The sequence below is a fragment of the Amycolatopsis sp. NPDC049159 genome (genome assembly GCF_040648295.1).
GTDB classification, from domain to species: Bacteria; Actinomycetota; Actinomycetes; order Mycobacteriales; family Pseudonocardiaceae; genus Amycolatopsis; species Amycolatopsis pretoriensis_A.
In genome coordinates, this window is the sequence record NZ_JBEZDL010000002.1 from 521,975 (window position 1) to 542,335 (window position 20,361).

Here is a 20,361-nt window from a genome sequence, read left to right on the forward strand (position 1 = left end):
GGGAGACCGTCATGCTGCGTGCCCCGTTGCTCGCCGCCGCCCGCTCGAAGGGCATCCGGCGGCTCGTCGAGGCGGTGCCTGCCACGCGATCCGTGGTGCGCCGGTTCGTCGCCGGGTCCGAGACCGCCCACGCCGTCCGCGTCGCCGGGGAACTGGCGGCGGACGGCCGGCGGATCACCCTCGACCACCTGGGCGAGGACACCACCGACGCCGCGCAGGCCGCGTCGACCGTCGCGGCCTACGAAGCCGTGCTGTCGGCGCTGGCCTCCGAAGGGCTGGCGGACGGTGCCGACGTCTCGGTGAAGCTGTCGGCGGTGGGCCAGTTCCTGCCGTCGAACGGCGAGGACGTCGCGTGCGAGAACGCGCGGAAGATCTGCGCGGCGGCCGAGGCGGTCGGCGCCACCGTGACGCTCGACATGGAGGACCACACCACCACGGACTCGACGCTCGGCATCCTGCGCGAGCTGCGCGGCGAGTACCCGTGGGTCGGCGCGGTGCTGCAGGCCTACCTGCGGCGCACCGAGCAGGACTGCCGGGAGCTGTCCGGGCCGGGGTCGCGCGTGCGGCTGTGCAAGGGCGCGTACGCCGAGCCGGAGTCGGTCGCGTTCCAGGAGAAGTCCGAAGTGGACAAGTCCTACGTCCGCTGCCTGCGCGTGCTGATGGCGGGCCAGGGCTACCCGATGGTCGCTTCGCACGACCCGCGGATGATCGAGATCGCCGCCGCGCTGGCCGAGGAAAACCTCCGACGTGACGACGACCACGAGTTCCAGATGCTCTACGGCATCCGGCCGGAGGAGCAGGCGCGGATCGCGGCTTCGGGCGCGCGCATGCGGGTCTACGTGCCCTACGGCGACGAGTGGTACGGCTACTTCATGCGGCGGCTGGCCGAGCGCCCGGCGAACCTGGCGTTCTTCCTGCGCGGGCTCGCGACCAGGTCCTGAGGTACGACGAAGGCCGCTCCGGGATCCGGAGCGGCCTTCGTCGTGTGGTGGTGGTCAGGCCTGTTCGGCCTCGGCTTCGGCGGCCTTGCGCTTGACCTCGTCCATGTCGACCTCGCGAGCCTGCTTGATGAGCTCTTCGAGGGCCGGCTCGGGCAGCGCGCCGGGCTGGGCGTAGATCAGCGTCTTGTCGCGGATGATGGCCAGCGTCGGGATGGAGCGGACGTCGAAGGCGGCGGCGAGCTGCTGCTGCGCTTCGGTGTCGACGCTCGCGAACACGAGGTCGTCGTGCTTCTCGGAGGCCTTTTCGTAGACCGGCGCGAACTGGCGGCACGGCCCGCACCAGCTCGCCCAGAAGTCGATCAGGACGAACTCGTTGTCGTTTACCGTCTGGTCGAAGTTCTCGGCGGTCAGCTCAACGGTGCTCATGCCCAGGTCAACGAACCGGGCGCGGCGGGAATTCCCGGGGCCGGGGTAGCGTCTCACCCGAGCAAACCGCAAGAGGAGGAACGACATGGCCGACAGCGAAATCCTGGGCCGGATCGACGAGCTGATCGCGGAGGAGCACGAGCTCCGGTCGCGCTCGGTCGGCGTGGGGCTGAGCGGCGGCGACAAGGATCGCCTCACCGCGGTCGAGCAGCAGCTCGACCAGTGCTGGGACCTGCTCCGGCAGCGCCGCGCGAAAACCGAGTTCCACGAGAACCCGGACGACGCCGCGGCCCGCCCGGTCTCCGAGGTCGAGTCGTACCGCCAGTAAATTGGCCGTGTCGCCCGGGGCTCCGCCCCGAGCCGGGGGCTCCGCCACCCGGACCCCCCCCAAAAAAAAAGAGTTCGGTGGCGATGTCGAAACCGGAGAACCGGCTCCGTCCCCGGGGTGAAGGCGACCGGGACCGCCGGTCGCCCACCACCGAGGGAGCACCACGATGGCCAAGTACCTGCTGCTCAAGCACTACCGCGGCGCCCCGGCGGCGGTCAACGACGTGCCGATGGACCGCTGGACGCCCGAAGAGATCACCGCGCACATCCGGTACATGGACGAGTTCGCGGTCAAGCTCCGGGAGACCGGTGAGTTCGTCAGCGAGCAGGGCCTCGCCCCCGAGGGGACGTTCGTCCGCTTCGACGGCGAAGGGCGCCCGCCGGTCACCGACGGCCCGTTCGCCGAGACCAAGGACCTGATCGCCGGCTGGATGATCATCGACGTCGACAGCCACGAGCGCGCGCTCGAGCTGGCCGGCGAGCTGTCCGCGGCGCCGGGCGCGGGCGGGAAGCCGATCCACGAGTGGCTCGAGCTGCGCCCGTGCCTGGCCCCGCTGCCCACGATCACGGAGTGACCGGTCCGGTGGACGAGGTCCTGCTCCGCAGCCTGACCCCGGCCGTCCTGGCGGTCCTCGTCCGCCGCGGGGCTCCCTTCGCGGCGGCCGAGGACGCCGTCCAGGAAGCCCTGATCGAGGCCGTCCGCGGCTTGGCGGACGGCCCGCCGCGCGACCCCAAGGGCTGGCTGGTCACGGTGGCCTGGCGCAAGTTCCTCGACGAGACCCGGTCCGAGACCGCCCGCCGTCGCCGCGAGGACGTCGTCGAAGCCGAGGTGACGCCCGGGGACGTGCCGGCCGAGGACGACACGCTCCAGCTGTACTTCCTGTGCGCGCACCCGTCCCTGTCGCCGTCTTCCGCGGTGGCGCTGACGCTGCGGGCGGTGGGCGGGCTGACGACGCGCCAGATCGCGCAGGCGTACCTGGTGCCCGAGGCGACGATGGGGCAGCGCATCAGCCGCGCCAAGAAGACGGTCTCGGGAGTGCGGTTCGACGAGCCCGGCGACGTCGCGACGGTGCTGCGCGTGCTGTACCTGGTGTTCAACGAGGGCTACTCGGGCGACGTCGACCTGGCGGCGGAGGCGATCCGCCTCACCCGGCGGCTGGTGGCGGCGATCGACCACCCGGAGGTGGCGGGGCTGCTCGCGTTGATGCTGCTGCACCACGCCCGGCGGGCCAGCCGCCTCGGGCCCGACGGTGACCTGGTGCCGCTGGCCGCCCAGGACCGGTCGTTGTGGGACACCGGGCTGATCGCCGAGGGGGTGGCGATCCTGCAGGCCGCGCTGGCGCGGGATCGGCTCGGCGAGTTCCAGGCCCAGGCGGCGATCGCGGCGCTGCACGCCGACGCCCCGACCGCGGGCGAGACCGACTGGGTGCAGATCGTCGAGTGGTACGACGAGCTGGCGAAGCTGACCGGGAGCCCGGTGGTGCGCCTCAACCGCGCGGTGGCGGTGGGGGAGGCGGACGGCCCGCGCGCCGGGCTGGCGGCGCTGGCCGAGCTGGACGGGAACCTGCCGCGGTACACGGCGGTGGCGGCGTACCTCCACGAGCGCGAGGGCGACCTGGCGAAGGCGGCGGAGCTGTACGTGGAGGCGGCCCGGAAGGCGGCGAACGTGGCGGAGGTCGAGCACTTGACCCGCGAGGCGGCGCGGCTCAACGCCGGTCTCCGCGACTCCTGACCATCAGACCGGAACGACCTGCGGCGACGGCGCCCTCCGTCGGGTGGGTGGGCTGCCTCGCCGGCCGCGGGTTCACCCCGCGCCGTCAGGCCGGGCAGAGGGTTCCGTTCGCCGGGACCTTCCCGTCCACCAGGAAGGCCCGCGCCGCGTCGGTCACGCACGGCGAAGCGCCCACCGCGCCGTGCCCCGCTCCCTGCCAGGTGATCGTCACCGCCGACGGCATCTGATCGGCCGCCCGCGTGCTGCCCACTCCCGGGGTCGACGGGTCGGCCGCCGTCGCCGCGACCAGGATCGGCGGGGCGCCCGGGGCGCCCGGGGCCGGCAGCGGTTCCGTGCGCACCGGCCACGGTCCACACCACGCCAGCTGCTGCGCGACCACCGCGCCGAACTGCGGGTACTTCGCCCGCATGCCGGCCACCACCTGGTCGAGCTGGTCCGCCGACAACCGCGTCTGGCTGTCGTTGCAGCGGGTCGCGATCGTCGCGTCGATCCGGGACGGCTGTGCGCGCGAGTCCTGCAGCACCGGGGCCGCGAACGCCGCCAGCGGGCCGGTGTTGCCGCCGCGTGCCGCCACCAGCGCGTCCGCCAGTTCCGGCCAGCGCGTGCGCTGCGAAAGTCCCGAGTAGACCGCGAACATCGCGACGCCCGGGCCGAACGCGACGCCGTCCGGGGTCAGCGGGGGGTTCGCGCGCAGCTGGTCGGTCACCGCGGCCAGCGCCGCCTTCGGGTCTCCCAGCGCGCAGCCGCGGGTCGCGCAGTCCGTGCCGAACGCGTCCAATGTGGACTGGGCGCCGGCGGCGACCGCGTCGAGCACGGCCGCGGTGTCCGCGCCCGGGTCGGGGACGCCGTCGAGGACCACGCGGCCGACCTGGCCGGGGAAGCGGACCGCGTAGTCGGCCAGCACCTTCGAGCCGTCGCCGCGGCCGAGGGCGTTCAGGCGCTCCATGCCCAGCTGCTTGCGCACCTCGTCGAGGTCGCCCGCCGCGCGCCAGCTGTCCAGCGCCGTCTGGGAGTCGTCCAGCTCGATCGCGCACTGCTGACCCGCCTTGCGGGCCGCGTCGAGCACGTCCTGCAGGCCGCCCTGGGCCGGGTCGGCGTCGATCAGGTCGTGGCGGATGTCCGGTGGCACGCACTGGGCCGCGCCGGACATCCCGGTGCCGCGGCGGTCCACCCCGACCAGCGAGAACTTCTCCAGGAACGCCGGCGGCAGCGTCGCGGCCAGCCGCGCCGCGTAGACCGTGCCCGGTTCGCCGTCGATGTCGTTGACGACGACCAGCGGCACCGGTCCGCTGCCCACCTTCAGCGCCAGCAGCCGCACCAGCGACCGGCGGGGCTCGCCCGGGGCGTCCAGCGGGGCGGTGACGCGCGCGCAGGTGAAGTGCAGGGTGTCCGGCACCGCGGGGGTGCCGATCCGCTGCCGGGTGTCGTCGTCGCAGTCGGCCCACTTCACCGTCGGCGACTGCGGTTCGGCCAGCGGCGGCAGCGGCACCGACGGCGTCCCGGCCGGCGTGCTGCCGGTGGTCTTCCCGTCGTTCTCGACCAGCGCCGGGCGCACCGACGGCCCGGCGGCGCACCCCGCGGCGGCGGCCAGGGCGAGCAGCGCGACCAGGGCACGGGAACGGCGGCGGCGCACGGGCGGGATCCTCACGTCGAGCACGATCAAGGGCAGGGCCAGCCGAGCTTCGCACGGCCGGTGTGGGACGAGGGTTAGCGGGTCCGCACGACCTGGCCGCGGAACACGGCGTCGAGGTCGTACCGGGCCGGCTCTTCGAGCTGGCTGTAGTCGCACGAAGCGGCTTCGCGGTCCGGGCGCCAGCGCTTGAACCGCGCGTTGTGCCGGAACCGCGAGGGCATCCCGCCTTCGGTGTTCTCGTAGGCGACTTCGACGACGCGCTCGGGCCGCAGCGGCACCCACTCGTGCTCGGTGGCGCGCCAGCGCGTGATGCCGCCCGGGATCCGCTGCCCCTCGCCCTTCGCGAGCCCGCCCCACGGGTGGTCTTCGCCGTCGGTGACCAACGGCGCCAGCTCCTCGGCCAGTTCACGGCGCCGCGGCATCGGGAACGACCCGACCGTGCCGACGTGGTGCAGCACGCCCTCCTCGTCGTGCAGGCCGAGCAGGAAGGAGCCGACCAGTTCGCCGGGGCCGCCGTCGACGTGCCAGCGCAGCCCGGCCAGCACGCAGTCCGCGGTGCGCACGTGCTTGTACTTGAGCAGCACGCGCTTGCCGGGCGTGTACGGCTCGTCCAGCGGCTTGCCGATGACGCCGTCGAGGCCGGCGCCCTCGAAGAGCTCGAACCAGTGCCGCGCGGTGGCCGGGTCGGTGGTCGCCGGGGTGAGCGGGAACTTCTCGCCCGCCAGCTCCACGAGCCGGTCGCGGCGCACCGACGTCGGCTCGTCGAGCAGCAGGTCGTCGCCGAGGGCGAGGACGTCGAACGCGACGAACTCGGCGGGCTGCTCGGCCGCCAGGAGCGTGATGCGGCTTTCGGCCGGGTGGATCCGCTCGGTGAGGGCGTCGAAGTTGAGCCGCCCGTCCCGCGCGACGACGAGCTCGCCGTCCAGCACCACCCGCGGCGGCAGCACCTCCAGCAGCCGGGCCACCGCTTCGGGGAAGTACCGGTTGAGCGGTTTTTCCGCGCGGGACTGCAGGTACAGCTCGTCGCCGTCGCGGAAGACGAGGCAGCGGAACCCGTCCCACTTCGGCTCGAACAGCAAGCCCCCGGAGTCCGGGATGGCCTTCGCGGGCTTGGCGAGCATCGGCTTCAGCGGCGGCTGCAGCGGTAGGGGCATGCCCGCATTCTGCGGAAAAGCCCGGCTCAGCGCACGCGTTTCGGCGCGGTCGTGTCGAGTTCCAGGCGGACGGCCGTGGGCAGGACGTCGAGGCCGAGCGATTCGCGGGCCCTGGCCAGCACCTGCGTGTCCAACCCGGCCCAGACGCCCTTGAGATCGGTGCCTTCGTGCAGCCACAGCGTGATCCGCAACGCGGGGGCGGTGCGCGAGCCGACCGCGCGGACCCGGGCGCGGCTCACGCCGTCGAGCTGCTCGGCGTCGGCTTGCACGGCCTCGGCGATCGCGGCCGCGGTGACCACCAGCTCGGCGCCGTCGGTGCGGTCGAGGTCCAGGTCCGGCCGTGGTTCCGGGCGCAGCGAGCGCAGCGCCCAGCGCAGCCCGAGCACGAACAGCAGCACGCCGAGCACGATCGCGGCGATCCGCGCCGGAGTGGCGTGGCTCCCGAGCCACTCGACGGCCATCGGGTCCAGCAGCGGCCGCCGGCCCCGGTACTCGCCGAGCACGCCGTACCCCACGACGAGCGCGAGCGCGCCGCCGAGCAGGGCGAGCAGCCCGACGAGGAACGTCAGCACGCGTTCGCCCGCGTACGACCGGGAAAGCGCCTTCGCGGCAACGGACTTGGTCATCGGCGGTCCTTCGGCGAATCGACGACGACGGTCACCTTCGGCCGCCGCGCCAGCGGGACCTCGTCGAGCAGGGCGGACACGGTTTCCAGCAGCCGCGGCCGCAGCTCGCCCTCGGTTTCCAGGGGGCTCTTCGCCCGGACGCGGACCCGCCGGGCGCTCGCGGTGACGGACGCGCCGGCGACGTTGTCCTGCGCGCGCACGGTCAGCCCGACCAGCCGGGCCAGCGACCGCGGCGACGTCGAGACGCTCACTTCGTCGGCCGGGTCGGTCAGCCGCACCGCACGGCTGCCGGCGGCCAGCGCGCAGAAGACGAGCACCAGGCCCGCGGCGGCGAGCACCCCGGCGCCGACGCGGACCGCGTAGGCGTCCCAGCCCAGCGCGCCGAGTTCGGCTTGCCAGCGCGGCCACGGCACGAGCAGCGGCGCCGCTTCCGGGCGCCACCAGTGCCAGCCGACTTCGAGGGCCAGCACCGCCCCGGCGGCGGCGAAGGCCAGGCCGAGGAGGGTGGCGAGGATGCGGACGAACGGGCGCACGGCTACCGCACCCGCGGCGCGGGGGCCGGCAGCAGCGCGGACACCGTCACGGCGAGCGTCCGCACGTGGTAGCCGGTGATCAGCTCGACCTCTTCGGTGACCTTCTCCCGCACGTCGCCGACGACCGCCCGGACCGCGCCCGGGTAGCGCAGGGCGAGCTCCAGCGCGAGGTCGACGTCGTTGTCGAGGCCGCCGACCTTGGCCTTCGCGCCCTTCTTGCCGTCGTGCGCGATGCCCGGCACCTGGTCGGCGGCGTGCTGCGCGACCTTGCGGACCACGGCGTGGCCGATGGTGAGGGTGCCGCGCTCAGCCGGTTCGGCGAGCTCGCGCGGCACGTCGAGGGCGCGGTTCACTTGTCGCGGCCCTTGCCGAACAGCTCGCCGAGGTCGAGTTCGCCGTCGAGGACCCGGCCGGCGACCAGGCCGATGATCCCGACGGCCAGCGTCACCAGGAACGCGGTGAACCCCTGGGTCGCGGCGAGGCCGAGGATCAGCCCGGCCAGGAGCCCGGTCTTCGTTGCGTTCACATGTCCTCCTTGGACGGGCGGTGGGGGAAGCTTGCCCCGGCGGGGCGGTCACCGCACGCGGGGCGGGCGGCGGCGGAAGCGGGCGAAGAACGCCGCGAGGCCGCGGCGGCGGGGCACGAAGACGACCGGGGCGTCGAAGCGGGAGTCCGGGGCCGGCTCGCGGAAGCGGGCCAGGCCCGCCGCGAACTCCGCCGGGTCGCCGCCGACGTCCGGGTGGTGGGTGCGCACGAAGGCCCGGAAGGCCGCGCGGCCCTCCGGGTCGTCCGGTCCGCGCGCGGTCACTCCACCCGCGTGGACTCGGGCTCTTCGTCGCCCGGCAGGTGGATGTCGTTGACGGCGATGTTCACCTCGATCACCTCGAGCCCGGTGATCTGCTCGACCGCGGTGATCACGTTGCGCCGCACCGCGCGGGCGACGTCGGTGATGCGGGCGCCGTACTCGACGACGACGTCGAGGTCGATCGCGGTCTGCTTCTCGCCGACCTCGACCGACACCCCGGTCGTGGTCACCGTGCCGGAGCCGGGGATCCGCTCGCGCAGCGCGCCGATCGCGCGGGACACCCCGCCGCCGCCGAGCGCGTGCACGCCGGCGACCTCGCGGGTGGCCAGCCCGGCCACCTTCTGCACGACCAGCGACGAGATCGTGGTGCGGCCGGCCGCACCCTCCTCGTTGAGCGGCGTGACCGTGCCGGGGCTCTCGGTCCGTTCCGGGTGCATGCGTGCTGGCTCCTCTCGCGGCGGTCTCTCGCCCTTACGATGCCCGGGAGCGCGAATCCCTCACGCAAGGTCCCCCGATCGGGGGAATGTTCAGTCCGGGTGGACGTCCACGACGTGCACGTTCACCGGGGTCGCGACACCCAGCTGCCGGGACAGCTCGGCGGTGATCTCCCGTCGCAGCGCTTCGGCGGCTTCGTCGGCGACGACGCCGAAGCGGACCGACACCAGCACCTGCACGACGGCGTCCTCGACGGCCACGGCGGAGACGCGTACCCCGGCGGGCGCCCGGCCGGCCGCGATGGTCCCGGCCAGGCGGACGACGGTCTGTTCGGTGATCCGCAGGCCACCGTCGTCGCCGGGCACCGCGACGGCCGTCCGCCCGCCGCGCGCGACCGCCCGCAGCACGCGCTCGACCAGGCCGGGCGGGGTCGGCACGCGGCGCCGGGCGGCGGCGCGCACGGCGTCCCAGCGCGGGTCGCGCTCGGGGTCGGTCTGCTCGGCCATCACCGCTCCCTCAACTCGGCGAGCAGCGCCACCCTGGCCCGGTGCAGCCGGGAACGCAAGGCGCCGACGTTCACGTCGAGCACTTCGGCGACCTCTTCGTAGCTCAGGCCTTCCAGCTCGCGCAGCACGAGCGGCACCCGCTGGGACACCTCGAGCCTGCCGATCGCCCGCAGCACCGCGTCGACCTCCTCGGCGCGCACGACGCGGCCTTCGGGACCGGGGACCGCGAGCAGCTCCAGGTCCACAGTGGACTGCCCGGCCGGTTCGTCCAGCGAGATCGTGGGCTTGCGGCGGCGCAGCAGGGCGAGCGCGCTGTTGGTGACGACCCGGTAGAGCCAGGTCGACACCGCGGACTCGTGCCGGAACGTGCCGAGCGCGCGCCACGCGGCGAGCCACGACTCCTGCACGACGTCCTCGGCCTCGGCGGCGCTGCCGGTGATCCGCAGCGCGACCCGGTACATCCGGGGCGTGTGCTCGCGCACGAGCGCGCCGAACGCGGCTTCGTCCCCGGCCGCGGCCCGGGTGGCCAGGTCGGCGTCGGCGCTCACCCGGCGGCCCGGCGGTAGCGCAGGAACGTGAAGCCGTCCTCGACCAGGATCGACGCCAGCGCGAGCCGGCGGGGAACGCTGCCGGGACCGGTGGCGATCCGGTCCGCCGTCCCGGCCACGAGCAGCGGCGCGACGGTCAGGCACAGCTGGTCGATCCGGTCGGCCGCGACGAGCTGCGCGAACAGCCGCGGCCCGCCTTCGCACGCGATCCGGCGCAGGCCCCGCTCGGCCAGCAGGTCGAGGGCGCGCGGCAGGTCGACGTCGGCGGTGCCCGCCCGCAGCACCGACGCCCCGGCGGCTTCGAGCGCCGCGGTGTCCGCGGTTTCCGTGGTGACCACGATCGGGGGAACGACGGTCTCGGTGAACAGCCGGGAAGCGGGGTCGAGGTCCGCGGTCCGGGTCACCACGGCGATCGGCGGGACGCCGTCGAACCCGAGGCGGCGACGGCGCTCCAGGCGCTTCGGTCCCGCGACGACGCCGCGGTAGTCCTCCGCGCGGGCGGTGCCGGCGCCGACCAGGATCACGTCGGCGAGGTCGCGCCCGAGCAGGAAGACCTGCCGGTCGGCGGCGTGGGACAGCCCGGCCGACGTCGTGTCGACCTCGACGGCGCCGTCGGCGGACGCGACGAAGTTGACCTGCACCCACGGCCGGTCGAGGTTCGCCGGGTAGGCGTAGATCTCTTCGAGGTCTTCCCCGGTCAGCTCGCCCGCCGAGAGGGGCCACACGCTACGCACGGGACAATCCCAGCACGGGCGTGAAGCACGTCTCTACCGGGGCGGCTGGGCGCCCGGACGGGTGAGTGCGGCGGATAGGCTCCGTGACCATGCCCGCGCACCTCACCGGCCGCCGTCCCGAGCTGTCCGCCGACGAGCTGATCGGCGCGCTGGTGCCGCCGCCGCGCTTCGACGCCGTCCGGTTCGAGACCTACCTCCCGAACCCCGACGAGCCGAGCCAGGCCGCCGCGGTCGAGTCGTGCTCGGCGTTCGCCGCGAAAGTGGGGACGCGCAAGGAGAAGAAGCGCTTCAAGCTCTTCGGCGGGCCGGCCGAACCGGCCGGCCCGATGGGGCTCTACCTCGACGGCGGGTTCGGCGTCGGCAAGACCCACCTGCTGGCCTCGGCCTGGCACGCGGTGCCCTCGCCCAAGGCGTACGGCACGTTCGTGGAGCTGACCCACCTGGTCGGCGCGCTGGGCTTCCCCGAAGCCGTGCGGCGGCTGTCGGAGCACCGGCTCCTGGCCATCGACGAGTTCGAGCTCGACGATCCCGGCGACACGACCCTGGTCACGCGGCTGCTGCAGGAGCTGATGGACGCCGGCGTGTTCGTCGCGGCGACGTCGAACACGCTGCCGGAGAAGCTCGGCGAGGGCCGGTTCGCCGCCGAGGACTTCCTGCGCGAGATCCAGACGCTCTCGGCCCGGTTCGGCGTGGTCCGCGTCGACGGCCCGGACTACCGCCACCGCGGCCTGCCGGACGCGCCGCCGCCGGTTTCGGCCGAGGTGCTGGAGGAGTCGGTCGCCACGCACGAAGGGTCCACTGTGGACGACTTCGACGCGCTGTGCGAGCACCTGGGGTCGCTGCACCCGTCGCGGTACGGGCGGCTGCTGGACGGCGTCACCCGCGTGCACCTGCGCGGCGTCCACCCGGCCCCGGACCAGAACGTGGCGCTGCGGCTGGTGGCGTTCGCCGACCGGCTCTACGACCGCGCGATCCCGGTGGTGGTCTCGGGCGAGCCGCTGCCGTCGCTGTTCACCGAGGAGATGGTGAACGGCGGCTACCGCAAGAAGTACCTGCGCGCGGTCAGCCGCCTGACGGCACTGGCACGCGACGCGGCGCAGGCCAGCTGAACAGCACGACGGAGACGGCGAAGAGCGTCCCGCCCACGACGTCGGTCAGGTAGTGGTACCCCATCCCGACGAGCCCGGCGGTGGCCGCGAGGAGCGCGAGCGCGGAAAGCACGACCACGACGGCCTTGCGCGTGACGAGGACGAGCACGGTCAGGACCGCCACGAGGCTCACGGTGTGCCCGCTCGGGTAGACGAGGGTGTCGTTCTTCCAGCGGTCGTAGAGGGGTTTCAGCAGCCAGCCCGTGAGCAGGATGGCCAGGACGGGGATCGCGAGCGCCAGTGCGGCTTCCCGGCGTTGTCCGGCGCGGAGGCAGAGGACGACGGCGAGCACGCCGAGCGCGAGGACGACGTAGGGCTCGGTCGGGAGCACGAGGGCCCCGACGACGCCGGGACTGAGGTGCGCGACGGCTGCGGCGGCGGCCCGGTCGACGGTGCCGGGGCCGGTCCCGCCGGCGAAGGGCAGGCCCAGCAGCAGTGCGAGCAGACCGCAGACCGCGGCCGCCACCCGGATCGTCCTCACCCGCGCGAGGGTAGTCGCGGCCCCGCGGGGTAGGCCGGCGAGCGTGGCGGGTGGGATCGTTCGGCCTCACCCGCGCGAGGGTGGTCCGGCCCCCTCGGTGCGGCCCGCCGCGTCCGTGCGTCACGATGCCGGGATGCGGGTGACCGTCGCCGGGGCCGGGATCATCGGGCTGAGCTGTGCCCACCGGCTGGCCGAAGCCGGCCACGACGTCGTCCTCGCCGCCGCCGCTCCGCCGGGGGAGACGACCTCCGCCGTCGCCGGTGGGGTGCTCTACCCGCCCGTGCGCCGTCCCGATGCGCGGATCGTGCGCTGGACCGCCGCGACTCTCGCCGTGCTGCGCGATCAGGACGCGCCCGGCGTGCGGTTCTGCCGCGGCCGCGTCCTGCTGGCGCCGGGCGCCCCGGACCCGTGGTGGCTGACCGCGATGACCGACCCCGTCCGCGACGGCGACCGGCTGGACTTCACCACCGCGCTCGTCGACACCCCGGTCTACCTGGACTGGCTCCTGAACCGGGTGAACGCGCTGGGCGTACGCATCGAGTACCGGCCGCTGACTTCGCTCGACGGCCTCGGCCCGGTCGTCAACGCGGCCGGGCTCGGCGCGGGCCGGCTGGCCGGGGACGACTCGATGGTCCCCGTCGGCGGCCAGGTCGTGCACCTGGCCGACCCGGGCCTGCCGGGGTTCGCGGTCGACGAGTCCGGCCCGGGCGCGACCTACGTCATCCCGCACGGCACCCACGTCGTCTGCGGCGGCACCGAAGAACCGGGCCGCGGCGACACCGAACCCAACCCGGGCGTGACGGCCGACATCGTGCGCCGCGCCCGCGAGCTGGAACCGCGGCTCGCCGGCGCACGGGTGCTGCGGTCGCTGGTCGGCCTGCGCCCGTTCCGGCGCGAGGTGCGGCTGGAGCGGACCGGCGACGTCGTGCACTGCTACGGCCACGGCGGCGCGGGCATCACCCTCGCCTGGGGCTGCGCGGCGGACGTCGCCGGACTCGTCTCAGGCTCCTGAGAACTCCGCGTGGTCGGCTTCGGTCCGGTCGGCGTAACGGACCGCGTACGCGCCCAGCGCCTCGTCGAGCTCGGAATCGTCGGCGAAGTAGCCCGCCAGGAGCTTCGGGTGCAGCGACCGCGTGTGCGCGCGGGCCAGCAGCGCCCCGGCCAGGCGGCCGTAGTCGTCGAGGTGGTCCTTTTCCAGCTCCGCCGGGTCGATGTCGCCCTTGAGGTTGCGGAACTGCCGGACGATGAACGGCTCGCCGTCGATGGTCGTCCAGCCGAGCAGGATGTCGGTTTCGGCCTGGACGAGCCGGGCGCCGTCGACGATCCGCTGTCCTTCGTGCTCCGCCGCGGGCAGGCCGAGGTACGGCGCCAGGGCCGGCCGTTGCGCCTGCTTCACCTGCAGCACCAGGTCTTCCTCGTCGTTGCCGTGCAGCAGGGCGACGTAGCTGCGCAGCCCGACGCTGCCCGTGCCGACCACCCGAAAGGCGACGTCGGCGAGCCGGTAGCGGGCGATCAGCGTCCGCCGCGACTCGCGCAGCGTGTCCACATAGGACACCAGGCCGGCGGCGACGGCTTCGGCGGTTCGCTCGTCGACGTGCGTCAGCACCGGCGGGTCCTCGACGAACCGGTGCCGGGACAGGCCGGTCCGGTGGTCGTCGACGCGCTCGGTCCACTTCGCCGCGACCTTCGCGCTGGTGTTCTTGCGGGCCTTCTCGGCGGCGTCGGCGAAGTCGTCGATCAGCTCGTCCGCGCGGGCCTTCGACAGCACCGAGGAGTCCGGCAGGGCGTTCCACGACCGCAGGAACGGCAGGTCGGCCAGCGCGCGGATGGTGCGGCGGTACGACTTCACGGCGTCTTCGGCGGCTTCGCGGCAGCCGGACTCGCCGATGCCGCCCTCGCGGCCGGCGAGCACCAGGCTCGCCGCGAGCCGCTTGAGGTCCCACTCCCACGGGCCCGGCACGGTCTCGTCGAAGTCGTTGATGTCCATCACGATCTTGCCCTCGGGCGTGCCGTAGAGCCCGAAGTTCGCCGCGTGCGCGTCGCCGCAGAGCTGCGCGGTGAGCCCGGCCGACGGCGTGCCGGCGAGGTCGGCGCCCATCAGCCCGGCGGCGCCGCGGAAGAACGTGAACGGCGACGCGCGCATGCGTTCCCGCCGCAGTTCGGCCAGCTCCGGCAGCCGCCCGGCGTTGCTCGCCTCGAAGTACTGCTCCGGCGTCGGCCGGTCCGCGCCCGCGGCCTCGTGGTCGTGCGCCGCGGCCGGCGTCTTCTCCCGGAGCCGTTTGCCCTGCTCGTACAGCTCGGCGGGCGTGTCCCCGCCGGTGCCGGCGAGCGGCCGTTCCACCCATTCCCCTGATCCCATACCGGGCACAACGTCCGAAGGGGACGTTGTGCTCCCGGATGCCGCCGGGGCGGGAGGCACAGCCGGCGGCATCCGGGTGGTTCAGGGGCGGATGACCTCGGCGATCGCGTCGATGCCCCGGTCCAGTTCCGCACGCGTGATCACCAGCGGCGGTGCGACGCGCAGCGTGCGCTCGTGCGTTTCCTTGCACAGCACGCCCCGCGCCGACAGCGCCTGCGAAGCCGCCCGGCCGGACGGGCCGCCGGGGGCGATGTCGATGCCCGCCCACAGGCCGCGGCCGCGGACCTCGGACAGCCCGTGCCCGATCAGCTCCGTCAGCCGTGCGTGCAGGTGGGCGCCCAGTTCGGTGGAGCGCTGCTGGAACTCGCCCGTGCTCAGCAGGCGGATCACCGCGCGGCCGACCGCGCAGGCCAGCGGGTTGCCGCCGAACGTCGAGCCGTGCTCGCCCGGCTGCAGCACGCCCAGCACGTCGCGGCGGCCGACCACCGCCGACACCGGCAGGATGCCGCCGCCGAGGGCCTTGCCGAGGGTGTAGACGTCGGCGCGGACGCCTTCGTGGTCCAGCGCCAGCACGGTGCCGGTGCGGGCCAGGCCGGACTGGATCTCGTCGGCGATCAGCAGCACGCCGTGCTCGTCGCAGGCGGAACGGACCTCGGCGAAGTAGCCCTCCGGGGGCACCACGACGCCGGCCTCGCCCTGCACCGGCTCCAGGAGCACGGCGGCGGTGCGCGGGGTGATGGCGTCGCGCAGCGCGGCGGCGTCGCCGTACTTCACGGTGACGAAGCCGGGCGTGAACGGGCCGAAGTCGGCGCGCGCGGTCTCGTCGGTCGAGAACGACACGATCGTGGTGGTCCGGCCGTGGAAGTTCGAGCCGGCGACGATGATCTCGGCGGTACCGTCGGGTACGCCCTTGATCCGGTGGGCCCACTTCCGGGCGATCTTCACCGCGGACTCCACGGCCTCGGCGCCGGAGTTCATCGGCAGCACCAGCTCGGTGCCCGTGAGCTCGGCCAGCTCCCGGCAGAAGAGGCCCAGCTGGTCGTGGTGGAACGCGCGCGAGGTCAGCGTGACGCGGCCGAGCTGCTCGACGGCGGCGGCGACCAGGTCCGGGTGGCGGTGGCCGAAGTTCATGGCCGAGTACCCGGAGAGGAAGTCGAGGTAGGACTGGCCCTCGACGTCGGTCACCGAGGCACCGGAGGCTTCGGCGATCACGACGGGCAGCGGGTGGTAGTTGTGCGTGCTCCACCGCTCGTCGAGCTCGATGAAGCTCGCGGCGGAGGGGGCGGCGGTCTCCCGGCCGGCGAACGTCGTCATACGTTCAGGTTAAAGGCAGGACACGCAGAATTCAGCCGGGAATCGTTGCTTTCACCCGTTGTTCGTTGCGCACTTCCGGGCGTCGACCCCCGAAACGCTGCGGGAGGCGGGCCGGGACCCTTCACCAGGAAAGCCGCGGCCTGAGCAGGTAGTTTCGCGGGATGGCGAAGAACGACGCAGGTAGCCGGGTCCGGGACGCGCTGCGCGTGGGCGCGGAGCTGCCGGACCCCGGGTCGGCCCCGGTCGGTCCCGGCAAGAAGCCCAAGGCGCTGGCCAAGCTCGACAGCGCCGGCGAGCGGCTGTCGTCGCTGCAGGAGGCCCTCTACGCCGAGGGCGTCGGCGGCGGCACCCGCAGCGTCCTGCTCGTGCTGCAGGGCATGGACACCTCCGGCAAGGGCGGCACGGTGTCGCACGTGCTCGGCCTGGTCAACCCGATGGGCGTCCGCTACGCCGGGTTCAAGGCCCCGACGCCCGCCGAGCGGCGCCACCACTACCTGTGGCGCATCCGCAAGCAGCTGCCGGTGGCGGGCCAGATCGGCGTGTTCGACCGCTCGCACTACGAGGACATCCTGGTCCCGCGCGTGACCGGGCTGCTGACCTCGGCCGAGCGCCGCCGCCGCTACGCCGAGATCAACGAGTTCGAGAAGGAGCTGGCGGACGCGGGCACCACCGTCGTCAAGGTGTTCCTGCACATCTCGCCGCAGGAGCAGCTCAAGCGGCTGAAGGCCCGGCTGGAGACGCCCGAGAAGCACTGGAAGTACAACCCGGGCGACCTCGAAGCCCGCTCGCACTGGCCGGCCTACCAGCAGGCCTACGCCGACATCTTCAAGAAGACGTCGACCGGTCACGCGCCCTGGTACGTCGTGCCCGCCGACCACAAGTGGTACCGGAACTGGGCGGTCGCCGAGCTGCTCATCGAGACCCTCGGCGAGCTGAAGCCGGTGTACCCGGAGCCGGGCTTCGACGTCGCGGAGGAGCTGGCCAAGCTGAAGGGCGTTGGCGTACCGGAGTGATCGTCTGAAAGAGTGCGGACGTGACCGATGTCGACGACCTCCCGTTCCTCCGCAAACAGGCCCGTACCCAGCGCTTCACCCTCGGCGCGCCGAAGGAGTTCCGGGTCGCCCCGGACGGCTCCCGCGTGCTGTTCCTGCGCGCGGAGTCGGGCACCGACCCCCGGCACAGCCTCTGGTCGGCCGACCTGGCCACCGGCGCCGAGACCAAGCTGGTCGACGCCGCCGAGCTGCTGCCCGGCGAAGAGGAGCTGCCCGCTGAGGAGCGCGCGCGTCGGGAGCGGGCCCGCGAGACCGGCGGCGGCGTCGTGCACTACGGCGTCGACGCGGGCTTCACGGTCGCGGTGTTCTCGCTCTCGGGCAAGCTCTACACGCTGGACCTCGCGTCCGGCGAGGTGACGCTGCGGGTCGACGGTTCGGTCATCGACCCGCGGCCCAGCCCGGCCGGCACGCACGTCGCCTACGTCCAGGACCGGCGGCTGCACGTGCTGGAGCTGGCCACCGGCGACGACCGCGTGCTCGTCGAGGAGGACGGTGAGGACATCACCTGGGGCCTCGCGGAGTTCATCGCGGCCGAGGAGATGGACCGCACCCGCGGCTACTGGTGGGCCCCGGACGGCCGCAGCGTCCTGGCCGAGCGCTCGGACCGCGGCCCGGTGCCGCGCTGGACCATCGCCGACCCGGCCAACCCGCAGAACCCCGCCAACGTCGTCGCCTACCCGGCGGCGGGCACCACGAACGCGCTCGTTTCGCTGGCGGTGCTCGGCCTGGACGGCTCCCGCGTCGACGTCGAGCCGGGGGAGTGGGAGTACCTGGCCTCGGTGCACTGGTCGGCGGGCGGCGCGCCGCTGCTGGCCGTCCAGCCGCGCGACCAGAAGCGGATGGACGTCCTCGCCCTCGACGTCGCCGACGGCTCGACGTCGGTCGTGCACACCGCGACCGACCAGCACTGGATCGACATCGTCGGCGGCGTCCCGGCGTGGACGCCCGACGGGCGCCTGGTCACCGAGGGCATGGTCGACGGCGACCACCGGCTGTTCGTCGGCGGCGAGGCCGTCACCCCGGCCGGGCTCCAGCTGCGGGCGGTCCTCGACGTCGGCGAGGAGATCCTCTTCAGCGCCTCCGAGGACGACCCGACGCAGATCCACGTCTTCCGGACGGAAGGTTCGTCGGTGCGTCGCCTGTCCACTGTGGACGGCGTGCACCACGGGGCCGGGAACGCCGCGGTCACCGTGCTTTCGTCGTGGAGCCTGGAGCACAGCGGGCCGCGCGTTTCGGTGCTGCGCGACGGCTCGCCGGTGGCGTCGATTTCGGTGTCCACTGTGGACCCGGAGATCGTGCCGAACCTGACCTGGCTGACGCTGGGCGAGCGAGGCCTGCGCGCGGCGCTGCTGCTGCCGCGCGGCTACGAGCCGAGCGAGGGCAAGCTGCCGGTGCTGCTCGACCCGTACGGCGGCCCGCACGCCCAGCGCGTCCTGCAGAGCCGCAACGCCTTCCTGACCTCGCAGTGGCTGGCCGACCAGGGCTTCGCGGTGCTCGTCGCGGACGGCCGCGGCACGCCCGGGCGCGGCGCGGTGTGGGAGCGCGAGATCCACGGGCGCCTCGCCGACGTCACCCTGGCCGACCAGGTGGACGCCGTGCAGGCGGCGGCCGCGCGGTTCCCGGAGCTGGACCTCGAGCGCGTGGCCATCCGCGGCTGGTCCTACGGCGGGTACCTGTCGGCGCTGGCGGTGCTGCGGCGCCCGGACGTGTTCCACGCGGCGGTCGCGGGCGCGCCGGTCACCGACTGGTCGCTGTACGACACGCACTACACCGAGCGGTACCTCGGGACACCGCAGGACGATCCGGAGAGCTACGCGCACAACTCGCTGATCGAGAGCGCCGCCGAGCTGAGCCGCGCGCTGCTCATCGTGCACGGCCTGGCCGACGACAACGTGTTCGTCGCCCACGCGCTGCGGCTGTCGTCGGCGTTGCTGGCGAAGGGGCGCCCGCACGTCTTCCTGCCGCTGGCGGGCGCGACCCACATGACGCCGCAGGCCGAAGAGGTCGCGGAGAACCTGATGCGCACGCAGGTGGACTGGCTGCTGCGCGAGCTTTCCGCCGTCGCCGTCGACAAGGAGAACGCATGAGCCGCTGGGGCCTGACGATTCCGCTGACCGGGGTGCCGCTCGCCGCGCACCGCGAGCTGGTCGAGCAGCTGCCGGACCTGGGTTACACCGACGCGTGGACGGCGGAGACGGCGGGCACGGACGCCTTCACGCCGCTCGTGCTGGCCTCGCAGTGGGCGCCCCAGCTGCGCCTGGGCACGGCGATCGTGCCGGTGTACACCCGCGGCCCCGGCCTGCTGGCGATGCAGGCGGCGACGGTCGCGGAGCTGGCGCCCGGCCGGTTCGTCCTCGGCATCGGCGCGTCGTCCCCGGTGATCGTCTCGAACTGGAACGCCGCCCCGTTCGAGGAGCCGTTCGCGCGCTCGCGGGACACGCTGCGCTTCCTGCGTTCGGCGCTGGCGGGGGAGAAGGTGAGCGAAAAGTACGACACGTTCGCCGTCTCGAAGTTCCGGCTGGAGCGCCCGGCCGACCCGCCACCGTCGATCATGCTGGCGGCCCTGCGCCCCGGCATGCTCCGCCTGGCCGCGCGCGAGGCGGACGGCGCGATCACCAACTGGCTGGCGGCGTCGGACGTGCCTCGCGTGCGCTCGGTCATCGGACCGGACGCCGAGCTGGCGGCCCGCATCTTCGTCTGCCCGACGGAAGACGCGGAAGCCGCGCGCGGCCTGGGCCGCATGCTGATCTCGAGCTACCTGACGGTCCCGGTGTACGCGGCCTTCCACGACTGGCTCGGCCGCGGCGAGGCACTGGCCCCGATGCACGAAGCGTGGGCGGCCGGCGACCGGCAGAAGGCGAACCGGGTGATCCCGGATTCGGTGGTGGACGAGCTGGTGATCCACGGGAGCGTGGAGTCGTGCCGGGAGCAGGTCAAGTCCTATGTGGACAACGGGCTGACGACCCCGATCATCGCGCTCCTGCCGACCGGCGGTGACCCGTTCGAGCAGGTGCGGGGCTTGGCGCCGCGCTGACCGGGTTCGCGACCGTCGCTTTCACGTGAAAGCGACGGTCGCGAGCGGTGGATCGGATGAGCGGCTCGGTCGCAAGAACCCGGTTTGGTCGCAATTCAGTCCGGAGGGCCGGGGCGTGACCACCAAGAACGCATGACGACGGCTGCGAATTCGGCCGAAGCCAGAATTGCGGCGATACTTGCGCGGCCTGCGAGCAGCAGTACGCTCGGAGTCGCGATCGTCGTCGGGCCCGTGGTGGCCGTGGGGGTTCCGGCTCAGGCGAAATTTGACTCGGCAGATGCGCTTCACGGCGGATCCCCTCTGCGAAAGTTCGACCGGGTCCAGTCTTGCATCAGTCGCGAAGACGCAGGTAGAGCAGGAAATCGTTGGCTGACGATGTCCGGCCCGCCGGTAGGGTGCACTGCAGCCATCAGACGATCTACAAAGCATTCACCGGTCCCGAAATGCCCAGTCGTGCAGTCGCCGAAGCGGTTGCTCATGGTCTCGGAGGTGATCCGGCACGTGTGCGTGCAGTGGAACTGTGGACGGCGGCGGTCGTCGAGCAGCGAGGGCTTCAGAGTCCGGATGTGCCAG

The 20,361-nt window shown here is 73.5% G+C and carries 24 protein-coding genes; 9 read left to right on the forward strand and 15 right to left on the reverse strand.

The annotated features are described in order from the left end of the window. The first annotated feature begins 11 nt into the window (after positions 1 to 11). Positions 12 to 941, forward strand: coding sequence for a proline dehydrogenase family protein (locus tag AB0B33_RS05645; RefSeq protein ID WP_360767248.1), 930 nt, complete (start codon positions 12 to 14; stop codon positions 939 to 941). 54 nt (positions 942 to 995) lie between these two features. Here the strand turns inward: AB0B33_RS05645 and AB0B33_RS05650 are convergent, their stop codons facing one another. After that, on the reverse strand, positions 996 to 1,367 hold the full coding sequence (locus tag AB0B33_RS05650; protein WP_093951826.1) for a thioredoxin family protein: 372 nt from the start codon (positions 1,365 to 1,367) through the stop codon (positions 996 to 998). A gap of 85 nt (positions 1,368 to 1,452) precedes the next feature. Here AB0B33_RS05650 and AB0B33_RS05655 point away from each other — a divergent pair, with 85 nt between their 5' ends. The 3 genes from AB0B33_RS05655 (at position 1,453) to AB0B33_RS05665 (ending at position 3,426) form a co-directional block, all read left to right on the forward strand. Then, positions 1,453 to 1,695, forward strand: a complete 243-nt coding sequence (locus AB0B33_RS05655) for a DUF2630 family protein (RefSeq protein ID WP_247011739.1) — start codon at positions 1,453 to 1,455, stop codon at positions 1,693 to 1,695. A 166-nt stretch (positions 1,696 to 1,861) separates the two neighbouring features. Beyond that, positions 1,862 to 2,269, forward strand: a complete 408-nt coding sequence (locus tag AB0B33_RS05660; protein WP_247011738.1) for a YciI family protein — start codon at positions 1,862 to 1,864, stop codon at positions 2,267 to 2,269. A gap of 8 nt (positions 2,270 to 2,277) precedes the next feature. Next, complete coding sequence (locus AB0B33_RS05665) at positions 2,278 to 3,426, forward strand: DUF6596 domain-containing protein (RefSeq protein ID WP_360767467.1); 1,149 nt, start codon at positions 2,278 to 2,280, stop codon at positions 3,424 to 3,426. An 85-nt stretch (positions 3,427 to 3,511) separates the two neighbouring features. Here AB0B33_RS05665 and AB0B33_RS05670 read toward each other — a convergent pair whose 3' ends face one another. The 11 genes from AB0B33_RS05670 to AB0B33_RS05720 form a co-directional block, all read right to left on the reverse strand. After that, a complete protein-coding gene (locus AB0B33_RS05670; protein WP_360767470.1) occupies positions 3,512 to 5,059 on the reverse strand; it encodes an alpha/beta hydrolase in 1,548 nt (515 codons plus the stop codon). Between the two features lie 74 nt (positions 5,060 to 5,133). Continuing rightward, the gene (locus tag AB0B33_RS05675; RefSeq protein WP_247011737.1) at positions 5,134 to 6,213 is read right to left on the reverse strand and encodes an ATP-dependent DNA ligase; all 1,080 of its coding nucleotides are present in this window, start codon (positions 6,211 to 6,213) and stop codon (positions 5,134 to 5,136) included. Between the two features lie 26 nt (positions 6,214 to 6,239). Beyond that, a complete protein-coding gene (locus tag AB0B33_RS05680) occupies positions 6,240 to 6,839 on the reverse strand; it encodes an alkaline shock response membrane anchor protein AmaP (protein WP_360767254.1) in 600 nt (199 codons plus the stop codon). Then, positions 6,836 to 7,372 (reverse strand): DUF6286 domain-containing protein, encoded by a 537-nt coding sequence (locus tag AB0B33_RS05685; protein WP_360767257.1) that lies wholly within the window; start codon positions 7,370 to 7,372, stop codon positions 6,836 to 6,838. The genes AB0B33_RS05680 and AB0B33_RS05685 overlap by 4 nt, the downstream gene beginning before the upstream one ends. Before the next feature lie 2 nt (positions 7,373 to 7,374). Beyond that, positions 7,375 to 7,725 (reverse strand): hypothetical protein, encoded by a 351-nt coding sequence (locus tag AB0B33_RS05690; protein WP_360767260.1) that lies wholly within the window; start codon positions 7,723 to 7,725, stop codon positions 7,375 to 7,377. Next, on the reverse strand, positions 7,722 to 7,898 hold the full coding sequence (locus AB0B33_RS05695; RefSeq protein WP_247011731.1) for a hypothetical protein: 177 nt from the start codon (positions 7,896 to 7,898) through the stop codon (positions 7,722 to 7,724). Before AB0B33_RS05695 ends, AB0B33_RS05690 begins: the two co-directional genes overlap by 4 nt. A gap of 48 nt (positions 7,899 to 7,946) precedes the next feature. Continuing rightward, entirely contained in the window at positions 7,947 to 8,180 is a 234-nt protein-coding gene (locus tag AB0B33_RS05700; protein ID WP_247011729.1) for a hypothetical protein, read from the reverse strand. Continuing rightward, on the reverse strand, positions 8,177 to 8,614 hold the full coding sequence (locus AB0B33_RS05705; RefSeq protein ID WP_360767264.1) for an Asp23/Gls24 family envelope stress response protein: 438 nt from the start codon (positions 8,612 to 8,614) through the stop codon (positions 8,177 to 8,179). The genes AB0B33_RS05700 and AB0B33_RS05705 overlap by 4 nt, the downstream gene beginning before the upstream one ends. Before the next feature lie 90 nt (positions 8,615 to 8,704). Further along, a complete protein-coding gene (locus AB0B33_RS05710; protein WP_360767267.1) occupies positions 8,705 to 9,118 on the reverse strand; it encodes a hypothetical protein in 414 nt (137 codons plus the stop codon). After that, positions 9,118 to 9,666 (reverse strand): sigma-70 family RNA polymerase sigma factor, encoded by a 549-nt coding sequence (locus tag AB0B33_RS05715; RefSeq protein ID WP_247011726.1) that lies wholly within the window; start codon positions 9,664 to 9,666, stop codon positions 9,118 to 9,120. Before AB0B33_RS05715 ends, AB0B33_RS05710 begins: the two co-directional genes overlap by 1 nt. Further along, entirely contained in the window at positions 9,663 to 10,400 is a 738-nt protein-coding gene (locus tag AB0B33_RS05720; protein ID WP_360767270.1) for a pyrimidine reductase family protein, read from the reverse strand. The genes AB0B33_RS05715 and AB0B33_RS05720 overlap by 4 nt, the downstream gene beginning before the upstream one ends. 89 nt (positions 10,401 to 10,489) lie before the next feature. Here AB0B33_RS05720 and zapE point away from each other — a divergent pair, with 89 nt between their 5' ends. After that, a complete protein-coding gene (gene zapE / locus AB0B33_RS05725; RefSeq protein WP_360767273.1) occupies positions 10,490 to 11,509 on the forward strand; it encodes a cell division protein ZapE in 1,020 nt (339 codons plus the stop codon). Here the strand turns inward: zapE and AB0B33_RS05730 are convergent. After that, positions 11,463 to 12,029, reverse strand: a complete 567-nt coding sequence (locus tag AB0B33_RS05730; protein WP_360767276.1) for a phosphatase PAP2 family protein — start codon at positions 12,027 to 12,029, stop codon at positions 11,463 to 11,465. The genes zapE and AB0B33_RS05730 overlap by 47 nt on opposite strands. 133 nt (positions 12,030 to 12,162) lie before the next feature. Here AB0B33_RS05730 and AB0B33_RS05735 point away from each other — a divergent pair, with 133 nt between their 5' ends. Further along, positions 12,163 to 13,041, forward strand: coding sequence for an FAD-dependent oxidoreductase (locus tag AB0B33_RS05735; RefSeq protein WP_360767279.1), 879 nt, complete (start codon positions 12,163 to 12,165; stop codon positions 13,039 to 13,041). Here AB0B33_RS05735 and AB0B33_RS05740 read toward each other — a convergent pair. Together AB0B33_RS05740 and rocD are read right to left on the reverse strand one after the other, a co-directional pair. After that, positions 13,030 to 14,388, reverse strand: coding sequence for a DUF2252 domain-containing protein (locus AB0B33_RS05740; protein WP_360767282.1), 1,359 nt, complete (start codon positions 14,386 to 14,388; stop codon positions 13,030 to 13,032). The genes AB0B33_RS05735 and AB0B33_RS05740 overlap by 12 nt on opposite strands. An 81-nt stretch (positions 14,389 to 14,469) precedes the next feature. After that, positions 14,470 to 15,702: an ornithine--oxo-acid transaminase gene (rocD, locus tag AB0B33_RS05745; protein ID WP_360767285.1), complete on the reverse strand. Its 1,233-nt coding sequence runs from the start codon at positions 15,700 to 15,702 to the stop codon at positions 14,470 to 14,472. A gap of 161 nt (positions 15,703 to 15,863) precedes the next feature. On the opposite strand from rocD, the gene AB0B33_RS05750 reads away from it, so the two are divergent. From AB0B33_RS05750 to AB0B33_RS05760, 3 genes are read left to right on the forward strand one after another with little or no spacing between them, the layout of a single operon-like run. Further along, complete coding sequence (locus AB0B33_RS05750) at positions 15,864 to 16,715, forward strand: PPK2 family polyphosphate kinase (protein WP_247011716.1); 852 nt, start codon at positions 15,864 to 15,866, stop codon at positions 16,713 to 16,715. A gap of 20 nt (positions 16,716 to 16,735) precedes the next feature. Further along, on the forward strand, positions 16,736 to 18,841 hold the full coding sequence (locus AB0B33_RS05755; RefSeq protein WP_360767288.1) for a prolyl oligopeptidase family serine peptidase: 2,106 nt from the start codon (positions 16,736 to 16,738) through the stop codon (positions 18,839 to 18,841). Next, the gene (locus AB0B33_RS05760) at positions 18,838 to 19,788 is read left to right on the forward strand and encodes an LLM class F420-dependent oxidoreductase (RefSeq protein WP_247011712.1); all 951 of its coding nucleotides are present in this window, start codon (positions 18,838 to 18,840) and stop codon (positions 19,786 to 19,788) included. The genes AB0B33_RS05755 and AB0B33_RS05760 overlap by 4 nt, the downstream gene beginning before the upstream one ends. Positions 19,789 to 20,361 lie beyond the last annotated feature (573 nt).